This window comes from Streptococcus sp. FDAARGOS_256 (assembly GCF_002289235.2).
In the GTDB taxonomy this organism is placed as follows: domain Bacteria; phylum Bacillota; class Bacilli; order Lactobacillales; family Streptococcaceae; genus Streptococcus.
Genome location: NZ_NTGM02000001.1, coordinates 1,523,917 through 1,542,571 on the forward strand (window position 1 = coordinate 1,523,917; position 18,655 = coordinate 1,542,571).

20 protein-coding genes are annotated in these 18,655 nt (G+C 38.7%); 5 read left to right on the forward strand and 15 right to left on the reverse strand.

The window, feature by feature from the left end; all coding sequences use genetic code 11:
* Positions 1–42 precede the first annotated feature (42 nt).
* Together A6J84_RS07525 and A6J84_RS07530 are read right to left on the reverse strand one after the other, a co-directional pair.
* Positions 43–705: a ComF family protein gene (locus A6J84_RS07525; protein ID WP_084880321.1), complete on the reverse strand. Its 663-nt coding sequence runs from the start codon at positions 703–705 to the stop codon at positions 43–45.
* The gene (locus A6J84_RS07530) at positions 702–2,000 is read right to left on the reverse strand and encodes a DEAD/DEAH box helicase (RefSeq protein WP_084922192.1); all 1,299 of its coding nucleotides are present in this window, start codon (positions 1,998–2,000) and stop codon (positions 702–704) included. Before A6J84_RS07530 ends, A6J84_RS07525 begins: the two co-directional genes overlap by 4 nt.
* A 56-nt stretch (positions 2,001–2,056) precedes the next feature.
* Between A6J84_RS07530 and A6J84_RS07535 the strand changes: the two genes are divergently transcribed.
* The 3 genes from A6J84_RS07535 (at position 2,057) to cysK (ending at position 4,174) form a co-directional block, all read left to right on the forward strand.
* Positions 2,057–2,692 carry a YigZ family protein gene (locus tag A6J84_RS07535; protein ID WP_084880319.1) on the forward strand — a complete coding sequence of 212 codons (636 nt, stop codon included), beginning with the start codon at positions 2,057–2,059 and terminating at the stop codon, positions 2,690–2,692.
* 15 nt (positions 2,693–2,707) lie between these two features.
* A complete protein-coding gene (locus A6J84_RS07540; RefSeq protein WP_095726356.1) occupies positions 2,708–3,151 on the forward strand; it encodes a PH domain-containing protein in 444 nt (147 codons plus the stop codon).
* A gap of 96 nt (positions 3,152–3,247) precedes the next feature.
* Positions 3,248–4,174: a cysteine synthase A gene (gene cysK / locus A6J84_RS07545; protein ID WP_001029449.1), complete on the forward strand. Its 927-nt coding sequence runs from the start codon at positions 3,248–3,250 to the stop codon at positions 4,172–4,174.
* Between the two features lie 103 nt (positions 4,175–4,277).
* On the opposite strand, the gene tsf is transcribed toward cysK, so the two are convergent.
* The 12 genes from tsf to yfmF form a co-directional block, all read right to left on the reverse strand.
* Positions 4,278–5,318, reverse strand: a complete 1,041-nt coding sequence (gene tsf / locus A6J84_RS07550) for a translation elongation factor Ts (RefSeq protein ID WP_000808056.1) — start codon at positions 5,316–5,318, stop codon at positions 4,278–4,280.
* 78 nt (positions 5,319–5,396) lie between these two features.
* The gene (rpsB, locus tag A6J84_RS07555) at positions 5,397–6,176 is read right to left on the reverse strand and encodes a 30S ribosomal protein S2 (RefSeq protein ID WP_000268477.1); all 780 of its coding nucleotides are present in this window, start codon (positions 6,174–6,176) and stop codon (positions 5,397–5,399) included.
* A gap of 222 nt (positions 6,177–6,398) precedes the next feature.
* Positions 6,399–7,607 carry a peptidoglycan hydrolase PcsB gene (gene pcsB / locus A6J84_RS07560; RefSeq protein WP_000726991.1) on the reverse strand — a complete coding sequence of 403 codons (1,209 nt, stop codon included), beginning with the start codon at positions 7,605–7,607 and terminating at the stop codon, positions 6,399–6,401.
* Positions 7,608–7,700: 93 nt separating this feature from the next.
* Positions 7,701–8,195: a rod shape-determining protein MreD gene (mreD, locus tag A6J84_RS07565; RefSeq protein ID WP_095726357.1), complete on the reverse strand. Its 495-nt coding sequence runs from the start codon at positions 8,193–8,195 to the stop codon at positions 7,701–7,703.
* 2 nt (positions 8,196–8,197) lie between these two features.
* Positions 8,198–9,013, reverse strand: a complete 816-nt coding sequence (gene mreC, locus A6J84_RS07570; protein ID WP_084945037.1) for a rod shape-determining protein MreC — start codon at positions 9,011–9,013, stop codon at positions 8,198–8,200.
* Positions 9,014–9,073: 60 nt separating this feature from the next.
* Positions 9,074–9,868: an energy-coupling factor transporter transmembrane component T family protein gene (locus A6J84_RS07575; protein ID WP_084945036.1), complete on the reverse strand. Its 795-nt coding sequence runs from the start codon at positions 9,866–9,868 to the stop codon at positions 9,074–9,076.
* On the reverse strand, positions 9,861–10,700 hold the full coding sequence (locus A6J84_RS07580; RefSeq protein ID WP_084945035.1) for an energy-coupling factor transporter ATPase: 840 nt from the start codon (positions 10,698–10,700) through the stop codon (positions 9,861–9,863). Before A6J84_RS07580 ends, A6J84_RS07575 begins: the two co-directional genes overlap by 8 nt.
* Positions 10,685–11,512 (reverse strand): energy-coupling factor ABC transporter ATP-binding protein, encoded by an 828-nt coding sequence (locus A6J84_RS07585; protein WP_042903076.1) that lies wholly within the window; start codon positions 11,510–11,512, stop codon positions 10,685–10,687. Before A6J84_RS07585 ends, A6J84_RS07580 begins: the two co-directional genes overlap by 16 nt.
* Positions 11,509–12,054 (reverse strand): CDP-diacylglycerol--glycerol-3-phosphate 3-phosphatidyltransferase, encoded by a 546-nt coding sequence (gene pgsA / locus A6J84_RS07590; RefSeq protein ID WP_042903077.1) that lies wholly within the window; start codon positions 12,052–12,054, stop codon positions 11,509–11,511. Before pgsA ends, A6J84_RS07585 begins: the two co-directional genes overlap by 4 nt.
* Before the next feature lie 10 nt (positions 12,055–12,064).
* Positions 12,065–12,904: a cytoskeleton protein RodZ gene (gene rodZ / locus A6J84_RS07595; RefSeq protein ID WP_095726358.1), complete on the reverse strand. Its 840-nt coding sequence runs from the start codon at positions 12,902–12,904 to the stop codon at positions 12,065–12,067.
* 35 nt (positions 12,905–12,939) lie between these two features.
* Positions 12,940–14,223: an EF-P 5-aminopentanol modification-associated protein YfmH gene (yfmH, locus tag A6J84_RS07600; protein ID WP_095726359.1), complete on the reverse strand. Its 1,284-nt coding sequence runs from the start codon at positions 14,221–14,223 to the stop codon at positions 12,940–12,942.
* On the reverse strand, positions 14,220–15,470 hold the full coding sequence (gene yfmF / locus A6J84_RS07605; protein ID WP_095726360.1) for an EF-P 5-aminopentanol modification-associated protein YfmF: 1,251 nt from the start codon (positions 15,468–15,470) through the stop codon (positions 14,220–14,222). The genes yfmH and yfmF overlap by 4 nt, the downstream gene beginning before the upstream one ends.
* A gap of 160 nt (positions 15,471–15,630) precedes the next feature.
* Between yfmF and yaaA the strand changes: the two genes are divergently transcribed.
* Both yaaA and recF read left to right on the forward strand, forming a co-directional pair.
* Positions 15,631–15,993, forward strand: a complete 363-nt coding sequence (gene yaaA / locus A6J84_RS07610) for a S4 domain-containing protein YaaA (protein WP_084945033.1) — start codon at positions 15,631–15,633, stop codon at positions 15,991–15,993.
* Positions 15,994–15,995: 2 nt separating this feature from the next.
* On the forward strand, positions 15,996–17,093 hold the full coding sequence (gene recF / locus A6J84_RS07615) for a DNA replication/repair protein RecF (protein ID WP_095726361.1): 1,098 nt from the start codon (positions 15,996–15,998) through the stop codon (positions 17,091–17,093).
* Positions 17,094–17,154: 61 nt separating this feature from the next.
* Here recF and guaB read toward each other — a convergent pair whose 3' ends face one another.
* A complete protein-coding gene (guaB, locus tag A6J84_RS07620; protein ID WP_095726362.1) occupies positions 17,155–18,633 on the reverse strand; it encodes an IMP dehydrogenase in 1,479 nt (492 codons plus the stop codon).
* Between the last annotated feature and the right edge of the window lie 22 nt (positions 18,634–18,655).

The following is an 18,655-nucleotide window of genomic DNA, read 5'->3' on the forward strand; positions in this document are numbered from 1 at the left end:
CTATATTATAACGCTTTCATTTTCATTTTGCAAATTTTTTCCTCATCTTACAAGGGAAAAAGTTTTAACTTCCAAAGCACCCGCTTCTTCCAAAAGTCGTTTTACACGATTCACAGTTGCCCCTGTTGTATAGATGTCATCAATCAGCAAAATCTTCTTAGGAAGTGAGATCCCATCTTTAATAAAAAATGGAATTTCAGTAGCTAACCTTTCCAAACGGCTTTTAGAAGAACTAGCACTCTCTTCTCTTTTTCCTAATATATCTTTAAAAGAAAAGCCTGCTGCCTCAACCAAACCCTCGACTTGGTTAAACCCCCTCTCAAGCAATCTTTCAGGGCTTAGGGGAATTACAACAAATTGATAACCTCTATACTTTTTCAGCTCCTCAGCAAGAACAGAAGCAAAAACCTTTCTAAGTAGAAAATCCCCATCAAACTTATATCGACTGAAAAAGTCTTTCATAGCTTGATTATAGGTAAAGATTGCCTTATGATCAACCCGAATTCCTTCTTTACACCAAAGTTTACAATCTTGACACTTAGTTGACATAGCTGTTTTCATACAGTTTGGGCAATAATTCTCACCAATCTTCTCAAAACTAGAAGCACAATCTGAACAAAGATAACTGCAGTCATCCTTCAAAAGGAAGAGACTGCTAAAAGTCAGCTCACTCTTTGTAGTCTGGCCACATAGTAAACAGTTCATAATCCCGCCTCCTTATTCATATGCTTGATTTCCTTGATTGCCTTCTTGATGGAAGCATTTAACCCATCATGAAAGAAGAGCAACTCACCAGTTGGTCTGTCCATGCTACGTCCAACTCGACCACCAATCTGAATCAAGCTAGACTTGGTAAAGAGTCGATGATTAGCTTCTACTACGAAAACATCCACACAAGGGAAGGTGACTCCGCGTTCCAATATTGTCGTACTGATCAGTATTGTTAATTCTCCATCTCGAAAAGCTTGCACTTGCTCTAATCGGTCTTCTGTGATAGAAGATACAAAACCGATATTCTCATCTGGGAAATGCACCTGTAGTATTTCTTTTAGTTTTTCGCCTTTCTTAATCTCTGATGCAAAAATCAGTAAGGGATAACCTGTTCTTCTCTGTTTCTCAATATAAGTCTTTAACTTAGTTGACAATTGATTTTTCTCTAAACAGTGATTAAAATCCGATAACCAGACTGGTTTAGGAATAATCAAAGGATTTCCATGAAACCGTCTCGGCAAGCTTAATCGTTTTAATTCTCCTGTGCGAACCTTCCTATCTAACTCATCTGTAGAAGTTGCTGTAAGGAATATCCTCAATCCATCCTCCTTTACACTATTCTTTACAGCATAGTAGAGCATAGTGTTGTCAACATAAGGAAAGGCATCTACCTCATCCACTATCAACAAATCAAAAGCATGATAAAATTTTAATAACTGATGAGTTGTTGCAATTACTAGGGGAGTTCGAAAATAGGGCTCTGATTCGCCATGGAGTAGCGCTATATCGCAAGCAAAGTCATTCTGCAGTCGCTTATACAGTTCTAAACATACATCAATTCGAGGACTGGCCAAACAAACTGCACCACCATCATCAATCACTTTGGCCACAACTTGATAAATCATCTCTGTCTTTCCAGCTCCTGTCACAGCATGAACTAAAGTCGGTTCTTTCTTTTCGAATGCTCGAATCAACCCCTCTGATACCTTTTCCTGAAAAGGGGTTAACTGACCACGCCATTTGAGAACATCTTGCTTAGGAAAATTCTCCTGCGGAAAATAGTATAAAGCTTGATCACTCCTGACTCTCTTCATCAGCAAACACTCCCTACAATAGTAGGCGCCAATAGGCAAATACCATTCTTCTAGAATCAAACTATTACAACGTTGACAAAACAGTTTCCCCTTCTCTTTTCTCATTGCTGGCAGATTCACTGCTTCCTGTCGTTCTTCTTCCGTTAATTCTTTCTCAGTAAACAAGCGACCGAGGTAATTTGGATTTACTTTCATACTTTAATATTCGTAAAAATATAGCGCTTTAGGTATTTTTTTAGTACAATTAAATCATGGAATTTAGAACAATTAAAGAGGATGGACAAATCCAAGAAGAAATCAAAAAATCCCGATTTATCTGTCATGTCAAGCGTGTTTATAGCGAAGAAGAGGCTCGTGACTTCATCACTACCATCAAAAAAGAACACTATAAAGCCACCCATAACTGCTCTGCTTTTATTGTAGGAGAACGCAGTGAAATCAAACGTACGAGTGATGATGGTGAACCTAGTGGTACTGCTGGAGTCCCTATGCTCGGAGTCTTAGAAAATCATAATCTTACCAATGTCTGTGTAGTAGTTACCCGCTACTTTGGTGGCATCAAACTAGGTGCTGGTGGTTTGATTCGTGCTTATGCAGGTAGCGTAGCCTTGGCTGTCAAAGAAATTGGCATTATTGAAATCAAAGAACAGGCTGGCATAGCCATTCAGATGTCTTACGCTCAGTATCAAGAATATGGCAATTTCCTTAGAAAGCATCATCTCATGGAGCTGGATACAAACTTTACAGATCAAATTGCTACAATGATCTATGTTGATAAGGAAGAGAAAGAAAATATCAAAGCCGCTCTTGTTGAGTTCTTTAATGGAAAAATCACTTTAACTGATCAAGATTTACGAGAAGTTGAAGTTCCTGTAAACTTAGTGTAAACAAAGGAGAAATACATGGCGTTTGGGAAATTTATTCAAGGACTTGCTGGAAACTTTAGCGAGGAAAACAAAGAGACTCTTATTAAAGAATATGGACAATATCTACTAGAGAATGAAGAAATTCAAAGTGGATATAAACTTATTCGCGATTCAATTATCTTTACAAATATCCGTATTATTTTTACAGATAAGCAAGGTGCTACTGGTCGCAAGACGTCTGTTAAGTCACTCTTTTTGATGAACATTGTAAACGTTGAAATGGAAACTGCTGGAGCAGGTATAGATGATAGTGAGATTACGATCACTTATTTAGAAAATGTCTTTCTAAAAGCACATAATGAGCATCTGAGTTTCCATAAATTTGAATTCCCTAAAAAAGCGGACATCCTTCCGCTTTACACCTATTTATTAGAATTGGCTTATCACAATCGATTAAAAATTAATGACTTAGACCTTTGATATAAAAAAATCCTATCACTTTGATAGGATTTCTATATTTTACAAATAGCCTTAAGCGCGTTATACTAGTATCATCTTATACAAAGAGGTATATCTATGGCTATTTATAACAATATCACTGAACTTATTGGACAAACACCGATTGTTAAACTTAACAACATTGTTCCAGAGGGTGCTGCAGATGTCTATGTTAAACTAGAAGCTTTTAACCCTGGTTCGTCAGTAAAAGACCGTATTGCCCTTAGCATGATTGAAAAAGCGGAACAAGATGGTATTCTAAAACCGGGTGCTACCATTGTTGAAGCAACGAGTGGAAACACTGGTATCGGTCTTTCATGGGTTGGTGCCGCTAAAGGATATAAAGTTGTTATCGTCATGCCTGAAACGATGAGTGTGGAACGACGTAAGATTATCCAAGCCTATGGTGCTGAACTCGTTCTTACTCCTGGTAGCGAAGGAATGAAAGGGGCTATTGCTAAAGCTCAGGAAATCGCTGCTGAACGTGACGGCTTCCTTCCACTCCAATTTAATAATCCAGCTAATCCAGAAGTACACGAAAGAACAACAGGAGCTGAAATACTGGCTGCTTTCGGTTCTGATGGACTAGATGCTTTTGTAGGTGGTGTTGGCACCGGTGGAACGATCTCAGGTGTTTCTCACGCTCTTAAAGCAGCAAATTCAAACATTCAAGTTTATGCAGTTGAGGCAGACGAGTCAGCTATCTTGTCTGGTGAAAAACCAGGACCTCACAAAATTCAAGGTATCTCAGCTGGATTTATTCCTGAAACACTTGATACAAAGGCCTATGATGGTATCGTCCGCGTAACGTCAGATGATGCTCTAGCACTCGGACGTGAAATTGGTGGAAAAGAAGGCTTCCTTGTTGGGATTTCTTCAGCTGCAGCAATTTACGGGGCAATTGAGGTTGCCAAGAAATTAGGTACAGGTAAGAAAGTCCTTGCTTTAGCACCAGATAACGGCGAACGTTATTTGTCTACAGCACTCTATGAATTTGAAGTGTAGCCTCCTAAATGCACTTAGCCCTTATTAAAGGGCTTTTTGTTTACTCATACAGAATCTACTCTCTAGACAAAAAGAAAAAGGAAGCAATTTGCTTCCTTTTCTATTAGTTATTCAAGGCTGCTGCCATTGTAGCTGCAACTTCTGCTTCAAAGTCGTTTGCAGCTTTCTCAATACCTTCACCAACTTCAAAGCGAGCGAACTCAACTACTGAAGCATTTACTGATTCAAGGTAAGCTTCAACTGTCTTGCTGTCATCCATGATGTATACTTGTGCAAGAAGTGTGTATGCTTGGTCAACTTTGGTGTTGTCAAGCATGAAGCGGTCCATTTTACCTGGGATGATTTTGTCCCAGATTTTTTCTGGTTTGCCTTCTGCAGCCAACTCAGCTTTGATATCAGCTTCAGCTTGAGCAATCACTTCATCAGACAATTGTGCTTTTGATCCATACTTCAAGTGTGGAAGAGCTGGTTTACCAACCATTGCACGGCTTTCGTTATCTTGGTCGATTACGTGGTTCAATTGTGCCAACTCATCTTTAACGAATTGCTCATCCAATTCTTTGTAAGAAAGAACTGTTGGTTTCATCGCAGCAATGTGCATTGAGATTTGTTTAGCAAGCGCTTCGTCTCCACCTTCGATTACAGAGATAACACCGATACGTCCACCATTGTGTTGGTATGCTCCGAAGTGTTGTGCATCTGTTTTTTCAAGCAAAGCAAAACGACGGAATGAGATTTTTTCACCGATTGTAGCTGTTGCAGATACATATGCAGCTTCAAGAGTTTCACCTGAAGGCATTGTCAAAGCAAGAGCTTCTTCGTTGTTAGCTGGTTTTCCTTCAGCAATTACTTTAGCTGTTGCGTTTACCAAGTCAACGAATTGAGCGTTTTTCGCAACGAAGTCAGTTTCAGCATTTACTTCAACTACTGCTGCAACGTTACCATTAACAAATACACCAGTCAAACCTTCTGCAGCAACACGGTCAGCTTTCTTAGCTGCCTTCGCCATACCTTTTTCGCGAAGCAATTCGATCGCTTTTTCGATATCACCGTCTGTTTCTACAAGCGCTTTTTTAGCGTCCATAACACCGGCACCAGATTTTTCACGCAACTCTTTTACAAGTTTAGCTGTAATTTCTGCCATTTTGATTCTCCTATATTTTTTAAAAATAGGAGAGCTGGGCTAGGCCCCGCCCTCCTAGGTAATTACTATTTATATGAATTAAGCGTTGTCGCCTTCTACAACTTCAACGATTTCTTCGATTGAGTCAGCTTGAGCTTCTGAAGCTGCAAATTCAGCTTCAACTGCTGTTGCGTCCTCACCTTGACGTCCTTCGATGATAGCGTCAGCCAATTTAGCTGTGATCAATTTAACAGCGCGGATAGCGTCATCGTTAGCTGGGATGATTACATCGATATCGTCTGGATCAGTGTTTGTGTCAACCATCGCTACAACTGGGATACCCAATTTTTTAGCTTCTTTAACAGCGATTTGTTCTTTATGTGGGTCAACTACGTACATTACATCAGGGATACGAGGCATGTCTTCGATACCACCCAAGAATTTTTCAAGACGTGCACGTTGTTTGTTAAGAAGTGCAACTTCTTTCTTAGGAAGAACGTCGAAGATTCCTTCTTCTTCCATACGTTTGATTTCTTTCAAACGAGCAATACGTTTTTGGATAGTTCCCCAGTTAGTAAGAGTTCCACCCAACCAACGGTGGTTGATGTAGTATTGACCTGAACGTTCTGCTTCTTCTTTAACAGCGTCAGCAGCTTGTTTTTTAGTACCAACAAACAATACAACTGCATCGTTAGCTGCAGCATCACGCATAAAGTCGTATGCTTGGTCAGCGTATTTTACAGTTTGTTGCAAGTCGATAACGTGGATTCCGTTACGCTCAGTGAAGATGTACTTAGCCATCTTAGGGTTCCAGCGACGAGTTTGGTGACCAAAGTGTACACCAGCCTCAAGAAGTTGTTTCATTGAAATTACTGCCATGAGTATTTCTCCTTTTTGTTTTTTTCCTCTCCTCGACTTCAACTTGCAAAACGACCCGAGGGCAACAGTTTCACAATTCATCAAGAATGAGTATTATCGTTTACACGACAAGTTTCATTTTATCACATTTTAGCCATATTTTCAAGTGGTTTTGCTAGTTTTTAGCCTAACTTAAGACTAAAAAAGAAAAGAGACTCAAATCGAGCCTCTTTATTTCATTCATTAGTTTGGATAGATGTATGTTACGTAACCTTCAGAAGTTGTAGTTGGGTTGAACCATCCACGTTTGTTACCGATTGTACGATCTCCACCATAGTTTGATTCTGATACTTGAATGCTAGTTGATGATGAAACTGCTGTAACAACCGCTACGTGTCCATATCCACCGTCATTCCAACATGCAATCGCACCAACTTGTGGAGTTGATCCTGTACGGAATCCTGCAGCTGCTGCACTTGTAGCCCACTGCGCTCCGTTACCCCAGTAATCTCCAGCCCAAGGTGCTAATGTTTTAGCTCCCCAAGTACATTCTCCAGTTGGATAACTTGAAGCATTTGTACTGTATGTTGGACGCTGTCTTGTTGGAGTTGGAGCAGGTGCTGGAGTGTAGCTTGAATCATCATCTGATGAAGAGCTTGAAGTTGCTTGCACTTGATCTGAAAGTGTTGTATTTCCAGAAGCAACAACTGATTGTTGTTGACTTGTTTGACGTGCTTTATAAGCCGCTTCTGCTTCAGCTGCTGCTTTTGCTTCTGCCTCTGCTGCTGCTTTTTGTTCCAATAAAGTAGCTTTATCACTTTCTGCAGTAGCTTTCTCTGCAGCAAGGTTTAACTCAGCAACTTTCAACTCTGCTTGTTTTGTTGTCAATGCTTGTGCATCGTCTGCAAGCGTTTGTTGGTTCGCAATAACAGTGTTGATTGCTTCATTATTTGCAACCTGTTTTTCAGCGATAGATTTCTTATCAGCTTTCTGTTGTTCCAACATTTTGTTGTTAGCTGATACAATCTCGCTCATGGCTGCAACACGTGAAATAGCTTCTGTAATTGATTTTGAATTTACAATTGTATTGATGTAGCTAGTTGCGGCACCGTTTGTTTGTGCGCTACGTGCTTGTTTCTCCAAAGATTCATTACGAGCAACAATATTCTTAGAAAGCTCTGTAATTTCTCCTTCAAGTTTTTTAGATTCAGCTTGTAGAGTTTCGTTCTCAGCTTCCAAGTTCGTTTGTTGAGTTTGGATAGCTGTAACTTGCGTTTGGATTTCATCTACTTGTTTTTGAGCTTCTTTTTGTTGAGATGTCAAATTACTAATCTTACTATCTTGAGCAGCAATCTTTTCATCAGTTGTTTCAGCGTGGACAGTTGTCAATACCGCCGCTTGTGAAACCAATACTGTACTTAACAAAAGTGACGCTAAGATTTTTTTCTTCATATTGTGTAGATACTCCTTCTATTTAAGACATTACTAGTATACCAAAAAAAGACATAATAAATATTACGCCTTTGTTACATTTTTATTTCTTTCTTATAGATAACATTTTTCAAAAATATATTGGAAAATAAGCATCCATAAAAAGTTTAAAATCATTGATGGGACAAGGCTATAGACGATGAAAACTGGCATCGATTCTACTGTCAATCCCATAGCAAGAGCAAGGAGATAGCCCCCCATATCAAATAGGAAACTCATCACAACTATTGTTAACATTCTTGTCCAACGGTTTAGCAAAATTACACTATTAAATTTATGGAGCGAAGCTCCTATCAAGATAAATAGAAGTGTTGCAATTCCTATCAAGTGGAAAAAATAGATATCGTACACCAAACCCGCTATACAGCAATAAGCTAGATAGAGATATTCTGAAACCTCAATTGTCTCAAACAAGAGAAATAAAAACAGAAAATGACTTGCTAAATGAAAGTGAGGGAAGAAGGATCCCGCTAATTGTCCAATATGTGCATCAATTAGTACGACAAAAGGGAGTAAAAAGAAAATACCAATTTGTTTTAACAGTCTCATTGCTAATTCCCCACTAACTCTACCACATGAAGATTTTTGGTGTCAGCACTTAACTTGACTGTTACTTCCTTTGTTAGATAATCACTGCTGTGTGTTGTAGCAACAACCTCTCCAACAGGGATATCCTTAACATTAAAGTTTCCGAGCCCCCCTGTAGTCACCTTGTCTCCCGCGCTAATGTCGCTGTTGCTGTTTAATTGACTAATTTTAAGCAGTTCAGATTCCTTATCATAACCAACGATAATCCCGTAAATTTCAGTAGAACCATGCAGGATTTTAACAGAAATTTTATCTGAATTTTCGGTGTTTGTCAATAGATTGACCGTTGTTGAATGATCCTCCACCTTTGAAACACTACCAATCAAACCCCCGTTTGCAATGGCCAACATATTTTCAGAAGCTCCTTTTAAACTTCCCGCATCAATTGTTAACTCTTGTTTCCAAGATACTGGAGCTCGCATAATCACATCTGCTGCAATGGTTTTTGTAGCCTGCAATTTTGACTTCATATCCAGCAACTGACGTAATTGTTCATTTTCATTTTTTAAACTTTCTGATTGATTAGACTCCACCTCTAGTTGATAAAGCTGTTTTTTTAGACTTTCGTTTTCATTGTAAGTCTGCGTCAAATGTCCCAAATCTGATTTGAAAGTATCAAACCACTGAAAGGGTTTCTGAACAATTCTATCTACTAAGGAAATCCCATCTCCTAGTTTCGTCACAATAGCGCTTGAATAGGTTGTCACTAATAGAACAGAAACTGCCAAAACTGTGACAAAAACGATGATTAGATATTTTGATTTTTTAAAACGGTTCATATTCCTACCTTTATACTAAAAACCTGCTACTGTGAGCTTCTTATCAATCCTACAAACCTACTAAGATTTTAAGAAAAATAAGAAACATCCCAGTACCAAAATCACAAGAATTGCCAGTGTATCCTTTTGACTCCATCTCAACTGTCTATACTGACTTCTACCCTTTCCTCCTTGATAACCACGCGCTTCCATCGCTATTGCCAATGAATCTGCACGCTTTAAGCTCGTCGCAAAAAGAGGAATTAAAATTGGAATCATAGCCTTTACTTTTTGAACGATGCTGCCTTCACCAAAGTCAACTCCACGGGCTTTCTGAGCATTCATAATTCGCGTCGTGTCATCCATCAATGTTGGAACAAAACGCAAACTCATTGATAACATGAGGCCAATTTCATGAACGGGAACTTTCACGCGTTTCATCGGTGCTAAAAGAGCTTCAACTGCAGCTGCCAGACTCAAAGGCATGGTCGTTAAGGTTAGCAAGGTTGAAAAGAAAATAATCAACACAAAACGACAGAAAATGATTCCTGCTTGTTGCAAAGCATAATCCGTTATTCTTATAAAAGAAAACTCAAATAGGACATTTCCACTTGAAATAAAAAAGAGCTGAAAAAGAGTCGTAAAAGCAATCAAGAAGAACATGGATTTTAATCCCTGAACGAAAAATGAGAGAGAAACGCCTGACAAAGCGATAAATATACCTGTCGCTACAAACAGAACGAGATTGGTGAGAGGATTATTGGCCCAAAATACAATCAAAATCAGCAGGATCATGGCAAGTAATTTACTACGTGGATCCAAGCGATGAATGATGGAATCTCCTGGTATATAACGCCCTAAAATCATACTATCCATTTAGCGACTCCTTAAACTCCTCTATCTTGATTGGCAGTTTTTTAAAAGCTACACCTCTATCTGCCAAACGCTTACAAAAGGCTGTGATTTTAGGCACACCTAACTGCACCTTTTCCATAGAGTCTACATCTTGGAAAACTTCGCTCGGTTTACCACTTTTGACCAAACGTCCCTTTTCCATAACATAGACCTGATCAGCATATGCAGCTACATCATCCATCAAATGCGTTACCAGAACGATTGTCATTCCAGAAAGGTGGAGTTCTTTAAACAAGGTCATCAATTCTTTTCTGCCCAAAGGATCTAGCCCTGCTGTCGGCTCATCCAAAACCAAGACAGTTGGCTCCATCGTTAGCATACCTGCTATAGCCACACGTCTCATTTGGCCACCCGAAAGTTCAAAAGGACTGCGCTCAAAGAGTGACTCATCGATGCCTACCAAGGCTAACTTTTCACGCGCAATTTTCTTGGCCTCTTCCTCAGAAACTCCAAAATTTTGCGGTCCAAATGCAACATCTTTCAAAACAGTCTCTTCGAAAATCTGATTTTCAGCAAATTGAAACACTAGACCAACCTGCTTTCGAATCTGACGAATTTCTTTATTTGTTGATGTAGGGGTAATGACGGTATCGAAAACTCGAACAAAACCCTTACTTGGTACCAATAGACCATTTAAAAGCTGTAAAATCGTTGATTTCCCACTACCTGTGTGCCCTACTAAAGCTGTATAGGAACCATCCTCAATCGTCAAAGAAACATCAGTCAAGGCTGATGAAGATAGGGGAGTCCCCTCTTGATAAGTAAAGCTCACATTTTCTAGAGTAATTCCCATAACTTGTCCTCTAGCTCTCCTTCTGTCAAATAGCCATCCGGCAACCGATAACCAGTCTCTCTCAAAGATTCTCTCAATTGATTAGTAAAAGGCTCATCCAACCCTATCTGGTCAAGGTCAGCCCGAGAAAAAAGTTCTCTTGGGCTACTGGTTGACTCCACTTGGCCTTTTTTCATGACCAAGACACGGTCACTCATCGCAACTTCTTCTAAATCATGTGTAATGGAGACGACTGTCATCTGGTTGTCTTTTCGAATCTCTTGAACTGTCTGAATCAGTTCTCTTCGTCCCTCGGGGTCCAACATACTTGTAGCCTCGTCCAGAATTAAAATAGCTGGTCTCAAGGCAACAACTCCTGCAATGGCCACCCGCTGTTTTTGGCCACCAGATAAACGAGCTGGTTCTCTCTTCTTAAAGTCCAGCATACCTACCAACTCCAAAGATTCAGACACTCTCTTCTTCATTTCTTCACGAGGAAGTCCCTGATTTTCTAAACCAAAGGCAACATCATCTTCAACAGTCGCCCCCACAAATTGGTTATCTGGATTTTGAAAAACCATACCAATTTGACGGCGTAAGTCCCAAACATTCTCAGAGGACAGCAATTGCCCATCTATCCAGATTTCTCCAGACTCTGCTTCAAGCAATCCATCAATCAAACGGATAGTTGTCGATTTCCCACTCCCATTATGACCTACAATCGAAAGCCATTCTCCCCGTTTCACGTGAAACGAGACATTATTAACATCATAATGATCCTGGTCTTCCTTGTAACGAAAAGACAGATCTTTTACTTCAATAATCGATTTCATTTCGAACCAAATGTCCCTTTGAATACATGAGCGCTACCCTTGAAATAATCATAACCAGAGTAGATAGTGAAAAACAAAGCGATATAAAGCAACAGCTGACCAATTAAATTCCAATGTAAGAGCAAAAAGATAATAGCAAACATCTGACTAAAGGTCTTGATTTTCCCTGGCATCGCTGCTGCTAGAACTGTCCCTCCCGTCTCAACAAGCAACAAGCGTAAGCCTGTCACCGCAAGTTCACGACAGATGATAATAGCAACAACCCAAGCTGGAGCCATACCTAACTCAATCAACATGATAAAAGCTGACATAACCAACAGCTTATCAGCCATCGGATCAGCAAATTTTCCAAAATTGCTGACTACATTCCATTTACGAGCAAGGTAGCCATCAAGATAATCCGTTACACTAGCAACTGCAAAGATGATCGCTGCCAGCAAATGACTGCCTTGTGAATGGCCCAAAGTCAAAATAAGAATAAAGAGAGGTATAAAGAGAATTCTACCAATAGTTAATACATTAGGAATTTGTTCTTTTTTCATTGATTTTTCCTTAATCTGTAGTAAATGTAAGTGTTACAGTTCCAGTCTGAGTTGTCAGCTTCGAAGTATCAATCGTTTGATTGTCCACAGTCACAGTAACTCCCTTCACTACACCTAAAGTAATGGTAACGGGATTCTTAGTTGAAACTGTTGTTTTTGCATTCTTATTGTCTGCGGATAGTGTCACACCACCCTCCAGCTCACTTCCTGAAACACTTACCCAGCTAGTTGCATCCGAAACAGTCAGCTGAACCGTAGCTGTTTCCTTACTCGTTTTATAGCGAGCTTCAATGCGGTTCCCTTCACCTGAAACGGTAATAGTTGATTCCGCAGTAGAAGATGAGCTTGATACCTGACTACTAGAAGATGAACTAGATGAGGTTGTTGAACTAGATGAGGTTGTTGAACTAGTTGAGTTCACAACACTATAGTTAGCTGAAGAAGGACTTGGCTGAGTTTGGATGTAGTTCCAAACATAGTAAGTCACAAAAATTAAAATTGACAAAGCAAATAGAACGAAATAAAACAAGGGGAGATAAGACGTTTTTTTCTTATTTGATCGTCTGCGACCAGATAAGTCTTCTTCATCGACATCTACCTCTTCGTAGGTAATCATACTGCCTGAATCATATGCATCCAAAACAATTCTTTCATCTAACTCTACTGCCCAGGCATATTTTCTTAAAAAAGAACGAGCATAGAAGGTACTAGGAAGTTGATCAAAATCATCTGCCTCCATAGCTTCTAGAAAATGCAACTGAATTTCAGTTTTTTCCTGTAATTCTTCCAGACTCAATCCCTGGTTAATTCTAGCTAAACGTAGAACCTCGCCAATTGTTTTTTTTCTCATACGTACCATTCCTTCTTTCTAGTATTAGTCATCTTTTAAGCTGGAAAGATTGTAAAATCAACTAGATCACCATTATCAATCAAACGATGTCCAGCTTCTAGAACATCCTCCAAAGTAATTTCCTGTAAAATTTTCGGAAAATCAAAAATTGTTTCTCCGCGATCCATCGGATCGTATTGAGTTGCAATAAATTCCAAGGAGTTCATGCTACTGAAAAACTCACCAAACATCTCACTCTTAACAAGATCTAAATGCTCCTCGGTAATATCCGCATCACTACTAAACTGACGAATCGCTTTACGAAATTGATGTGACAGAGAAACAGGCTCTTTGGTGTCCATTGTCAATATCACAAAATGAAAGCGACTATTGACTTCAACCTCAAGTGACAATGACGCGTCTAACTTCCCAGACTCATATAACCTTTGAAAACGATCAGAAGTCCAACCAAACATCATCGTAAATAGTAATTTCAATAAAATATTGTAACGATAAGACTCAGCTTCTATTATTTGCCCATTACCTCTAATCGCAACAGCAAGTTTGGGTGAAGAAACTTCCATCCGAAGACTATCTGTTTGCTTCACAGGCTGCAAGGGTAGTTGCTCTTTTGAAACCGTAAACTGGTTTGAAACTTCCTTTCCCTTTTTCGAAAAGTATTCCTCAACAACTTTTACATCAATATTTCCAACTAAAAACAGTGACATGTTGACAGGTTTGTAAAACTCTGTAAAATTCTCTTTTAAATTTGAAACTTGAATCTCAGAAATTGATTTTTCACTTCCAACTATATCTGTTGCTAAAGGAGTATCAGGATAAAGGTTGGCTAATGTTGCAAAAAACAAGCGTGAATCTGGATCATCTTGGTACATTTCTCGTTCTTGCTGGATAATATCCTGTTCCCTTAAAACTGATTCTTCTGTAAAATGAACATCTCCGACTAACTCATCTAGCAAATCTAAATTCTCTAATAGATGGTCAATTGTTGAAAAAAGATAGCTGGTCTTAGTAAAGCTTGTAAAGGCATTACTGTCCGCACCTAATCGAGTAAAAGCAGCCATTATATCCTCAGAATTTTCTCTTTCAAACAATTTATGTTCAAGAAAATGTGCAATTCCTGCTGGATGATGACGTAAACCTTTTTCCAAGCTTGTATAAGTTGCATCTACAGAACCAAATTGAACTGTTACAATCCCATAAACCTCATTGAAATCTTGTTTAGGGAGTAAAGAAACTGTCAATCCATTTGACAATTGTGTTTTGTAGACTGTTTCCTTTACAGCAGGATAGTATTTTTCTTCAAAAGTAACCTTTGTCATTCTACTCCTTCCATAAAGTAAATCGCTTGTAACTTCAAACTATTGGCAACTTTACATACAGCTTCTTTATCAACACTCTCTAATTTTGCCACCAATCGATCAATATCAAAGCTTGATTTCCCCAATAGAGCATTCAAATAGACTCTTTCAACTAAGGTCTGTTGATTATCTTGAGCCATCAACAAAGATCGTCGAATCATCTCCTTGGTTTGTTCAAGCTCAAAATCTGTAAAGTTACCCTTTTTCAGATCTAGCAATTGATGATTCATCATTTTTCTAGCCTGATTTCGATTTTCTCTATCAATACCCGCATACATCCTTAACAGACCACTAAATAAATCCAATTGACTAGAGACTGTATAGGCTATTCCAGCATTTTCACGAACGTTTGTAAAAAGTTTCGAATGTGCAAATTCACCCAACAAACCATTCATAACAAGCATGGGCAGATGCTGAACATCACCATATTTTATAGGAGAATGATAGCCCATTTCCAAAATGGATTGCCCAACATTCCTCTGAACCATTCCCTCTCTTAGGACATTCGAATAAGATTGATGGTACTGGATAGTGACGTCGTTCTCTCTAGCTGTAAAGGGTAATGACTTCAGCGATTCTGTGATTTCTACTTCATTAAAATCACCTAAGAAAAAGAAATCAATACGATCATTCTTCAGAGCATTTTGAAAGCACGTGTAGCTACTTTCTGGAGACTCATTTGAAATGCTATTTCGTAAATCACTGTATCTCAATTGAAGACGTTCATCATGGAAGAACAAGCTATCTAACTCCTTATGAGCAAAATAAAATGAATCATCCATATCAGTAGCTAAACTAGTCAATAACTGTTTTCTTTCAATTTCAAACAAGGCTGGCTCAAAAGCACCATCTTGAACTAAGGGGGAAAATAAAGTCTGTTTTACTAATTCCAAAATTCGAGAAGTCAAGACATTTTTTTTACTCAAAAACTCATCCCGCACGTAGGTAAATGTTAAGTCAAGAATATGTGCTTGTCCTCTACGATAAGCACTTGTGGAAATATCTGTTCCATATAAACTAGCCAAATATCTGCGAAATGCTTGTGATGTTGGATAAGCTTGATTTGCCGTCTCCAACATACTTGCACTTAACATACGTCCTGCTATTGTCTCAAGAGATAAGGGAGCAGTAAAACGAATAGTGATTTTATTTGTTTTAAACTTTTTGGATTGAACAAAATGTGCTGAAATTCCAGGCACTAACTCCATACCTTACCTCCTTACATATAGAGTTCTATTATACCACGAAAATCAAAATTTTTCTTGTTCTCTTTATAGCTTTAAAGAGTAAAACCGTTTTCATTTCAGCTAACTTTCCTTCAGCTATTTCAAGGAAAATATGGTATAATACCAAAGATTGAGGTGAATTATGGAATACAAATTATTTGAAGAATTTATTACGCTCCAAGCCCTCCTAAAAGAACTTGGAATTATACAAAGCGGTGGTGCTATCAAATCCTTTTTAATAGATCATCAAGTTTACTTTAATGGTGAATTAGAAAATAGACGTGGGAAAAAAATCCGTATTGGAGATACGATTGACATTCCTGATTTAAAGATTGACATCACCTTGACAAAACCAAGTTTAAAAGAGCAAGAAGAGTATCAAGCAGATAAGATTGAGAAAGAGCGAATTGCTAAACTTGTCAAAGAGATGAATAAAAGTGTCAAGAAACAAAAAACTTCTTCATCGCCTAAAACCAAACAAGCTCCACGTTTTCCAGGAAGATAACCATGTGGCTCCAACATTTAACAATTAAAACCTTTCGAAACTACAAAGAGGCAAAAATTGATTTCAATCCAAAATTAAATGTCTTTCTAGGTCAAAATGCACAAGGAAAAACCAATATTCTAGAAGCAATCTATTTCTTGGCCTTGACACGTAGTCATCGGACTCGTACAGATAAAAATCTCATTCATTTTGATAACGAGCAACTCCATCTTTCTGGCTTGCTACAGAAAAAAACAAGCTCTATCCCTCTAGAAATTGATTTAACGCCAAAAGGGCGTGTGACTAAGGTCAATCACTTAAAACAAGCTCGCCTATCAGACTATATCGGACATATGAATGTTGTCCTCTTCGCACCTGAAGATCTCCAGCTAATTAAAGGAGCGCCCTCTGTCCGTCGAAAGTTTATAGACATCGAACTAGGACAAATTAAACCAATCTACTTGTCAGACTTGTCAAACTATAATCACATACTCAAGCAAAGAAATACTTATCTAAAATCCAGCCAGAAGATTGATGAAACATTTCTGTCAGTCTTAGATGATCAGTTAATAGAGTATGGTTGTCGCGTTATAAAGCATCGGATAAAATTCATTAAAGACTTAGAGAAATTTGGTCAAAAAAAACACTTAGAAATTTCAAATAAATTGGAAGAGTTGTCAATATCTTATCAATCATCTGTCAACTTCACTGATGAAGAACAGCTAACAAATTCTTTTAAAATTGCTTTGGAGAAAAGCAGATCCAGAGATTTATTTAAAAAGAATACTGGAGTTGGCCCTCATCGAGATGATATTTCTTTTTATATCAATGGTATGGATGCTAGTTTTGGAAGCCAAGGTCAACATCGTAGTCTTGTACTTTCTATCAAACTAGCAGAGATTGACCTAATGGAAAGTATTACCAACGAGTCTCCGATACTACTGCTTGATGATGTTATGAGTGAACTTGACAATACACGGCAACTAAAATTACTAGAAACCATTTCTCAATCTATCCAAACCTTTATTACAACAACAAGTTTAGACCACTTACAAAACTTGCCAGAAAACCTTAGTATTTTCAATATTCAAAACGGTAAAATCTCTGTAAATCAAAATTGACAACTTTGTAAACAAAAAGAACTCCTGAAAATCAGGAGTTCTTTTTTACCTTTTTTACTACTTACATGGAGTAGTTTGGCGCTTCATTAGTAATTTGCACATCATGAGGATGGCTTTCTTTTAGACCAGCCCCAGACATTTCAATAAATTGAGCATTATCATGTAGTTCTTTAAGGTTAGCTGCACCACAGTAACCCATACCAGAGCGAATACCACCAATCATTTGGAAGACAATATCAGCTGCTGCTCCTTTATAGGCAACACGGCCTTCAATTCCTTCTGGAACAAGTTTGTTTGCTTCATTGACAGAACCTTGGAAGTAACGGTCACTTGAACCTTTCTTCATTGCAGCGATTGATCCCATACCACGGTAGGTCTTAAACTTACGTCCTTGGAAGATTTCCGTTTCACCTGGTGCTTCATCTGTTCCAGCAAACATTGATCCAAGCATAACTGCATTCCCACCTGCAGCAAGGGCTTTTACAATATCTCCAGAGTACTTGATTCCACCATCAGCAATGATTGTTTTACCATATTCACGCGCAACTGCTGCTGCATCATAGATTGCTGTCACTTGTGGGACACCAACCCCTGCAATCACACGAGTGGTACAGATAGAACCTGGTCCGATACCGATTTTGACAACATCTACACCTGCATCATAAAGAGCACGCGCACCTTCAGCAGTGGCAATATTACCCGCAATCAAAGTGCGGTCTGGGAAGTGAGCACGAATTTCAGCAATTTTACGTAGAACACCAGCAGAGTGACCATGGGCAGTATCAATAACAATTGCGTCAGCTCCTGCTTCAAAAAGGGCTTCGGCACGTTCAAATGTATCTGAAGTGACACCCACCGCTCCAGCAACTAGAAGACGACCAAACTCATCTTTAGCAGCATTTGGAAACTCAATAACTTTTTCAATATCTTTAATAGTAATCAAGCCAGAAAGACGACCTTCTTCATCAACCAAAGGAAGTTTTTCAATACGGTGTTCTTGAAGAATGCTTTCAGCTGTTGCAAGATCTGTACCAACAGGAGCAGTGACAAGATTTTCACTGGTCATATGGTTTGAGATTGGTTGATTGTAATCTGAAATAAAACGAAGATCTCGGTTTGTTAGAATACCAACCAATTTACGATTTTCAAGTGTTTCTACAACTGGAACACCACTGATACGGTAATGTCCCATCAGTTCGTCTGCCTCAGCAATGGTATGTTCTGGAGTCAAGAAGAATGGATCAATAATAACACCATTTTCAGAACGTTTTACCTTGCGAACCTCGTCCGCTTGTTGCGCAATTGACATGTTTTTATGGATTACTCCGAGACCACCAGCACGAGCAATGGCAATGGCCATTTGGCTTTCTGTAACTGTGTCCATCGCGGCTGTAATAATTGGGATATTTAAAGTCAGATTATCTGCCAATTTTGTTGTTAAATCTGCATCATTCGGCAACACATGACTCTCAGCTGGAATAAGCAATACATCATCAAAGGTAAAACCTTTTTTCAAAAATTTAGTGTCCCAATTAGACATTCGAAGTTTCCTCTTTTCTTTC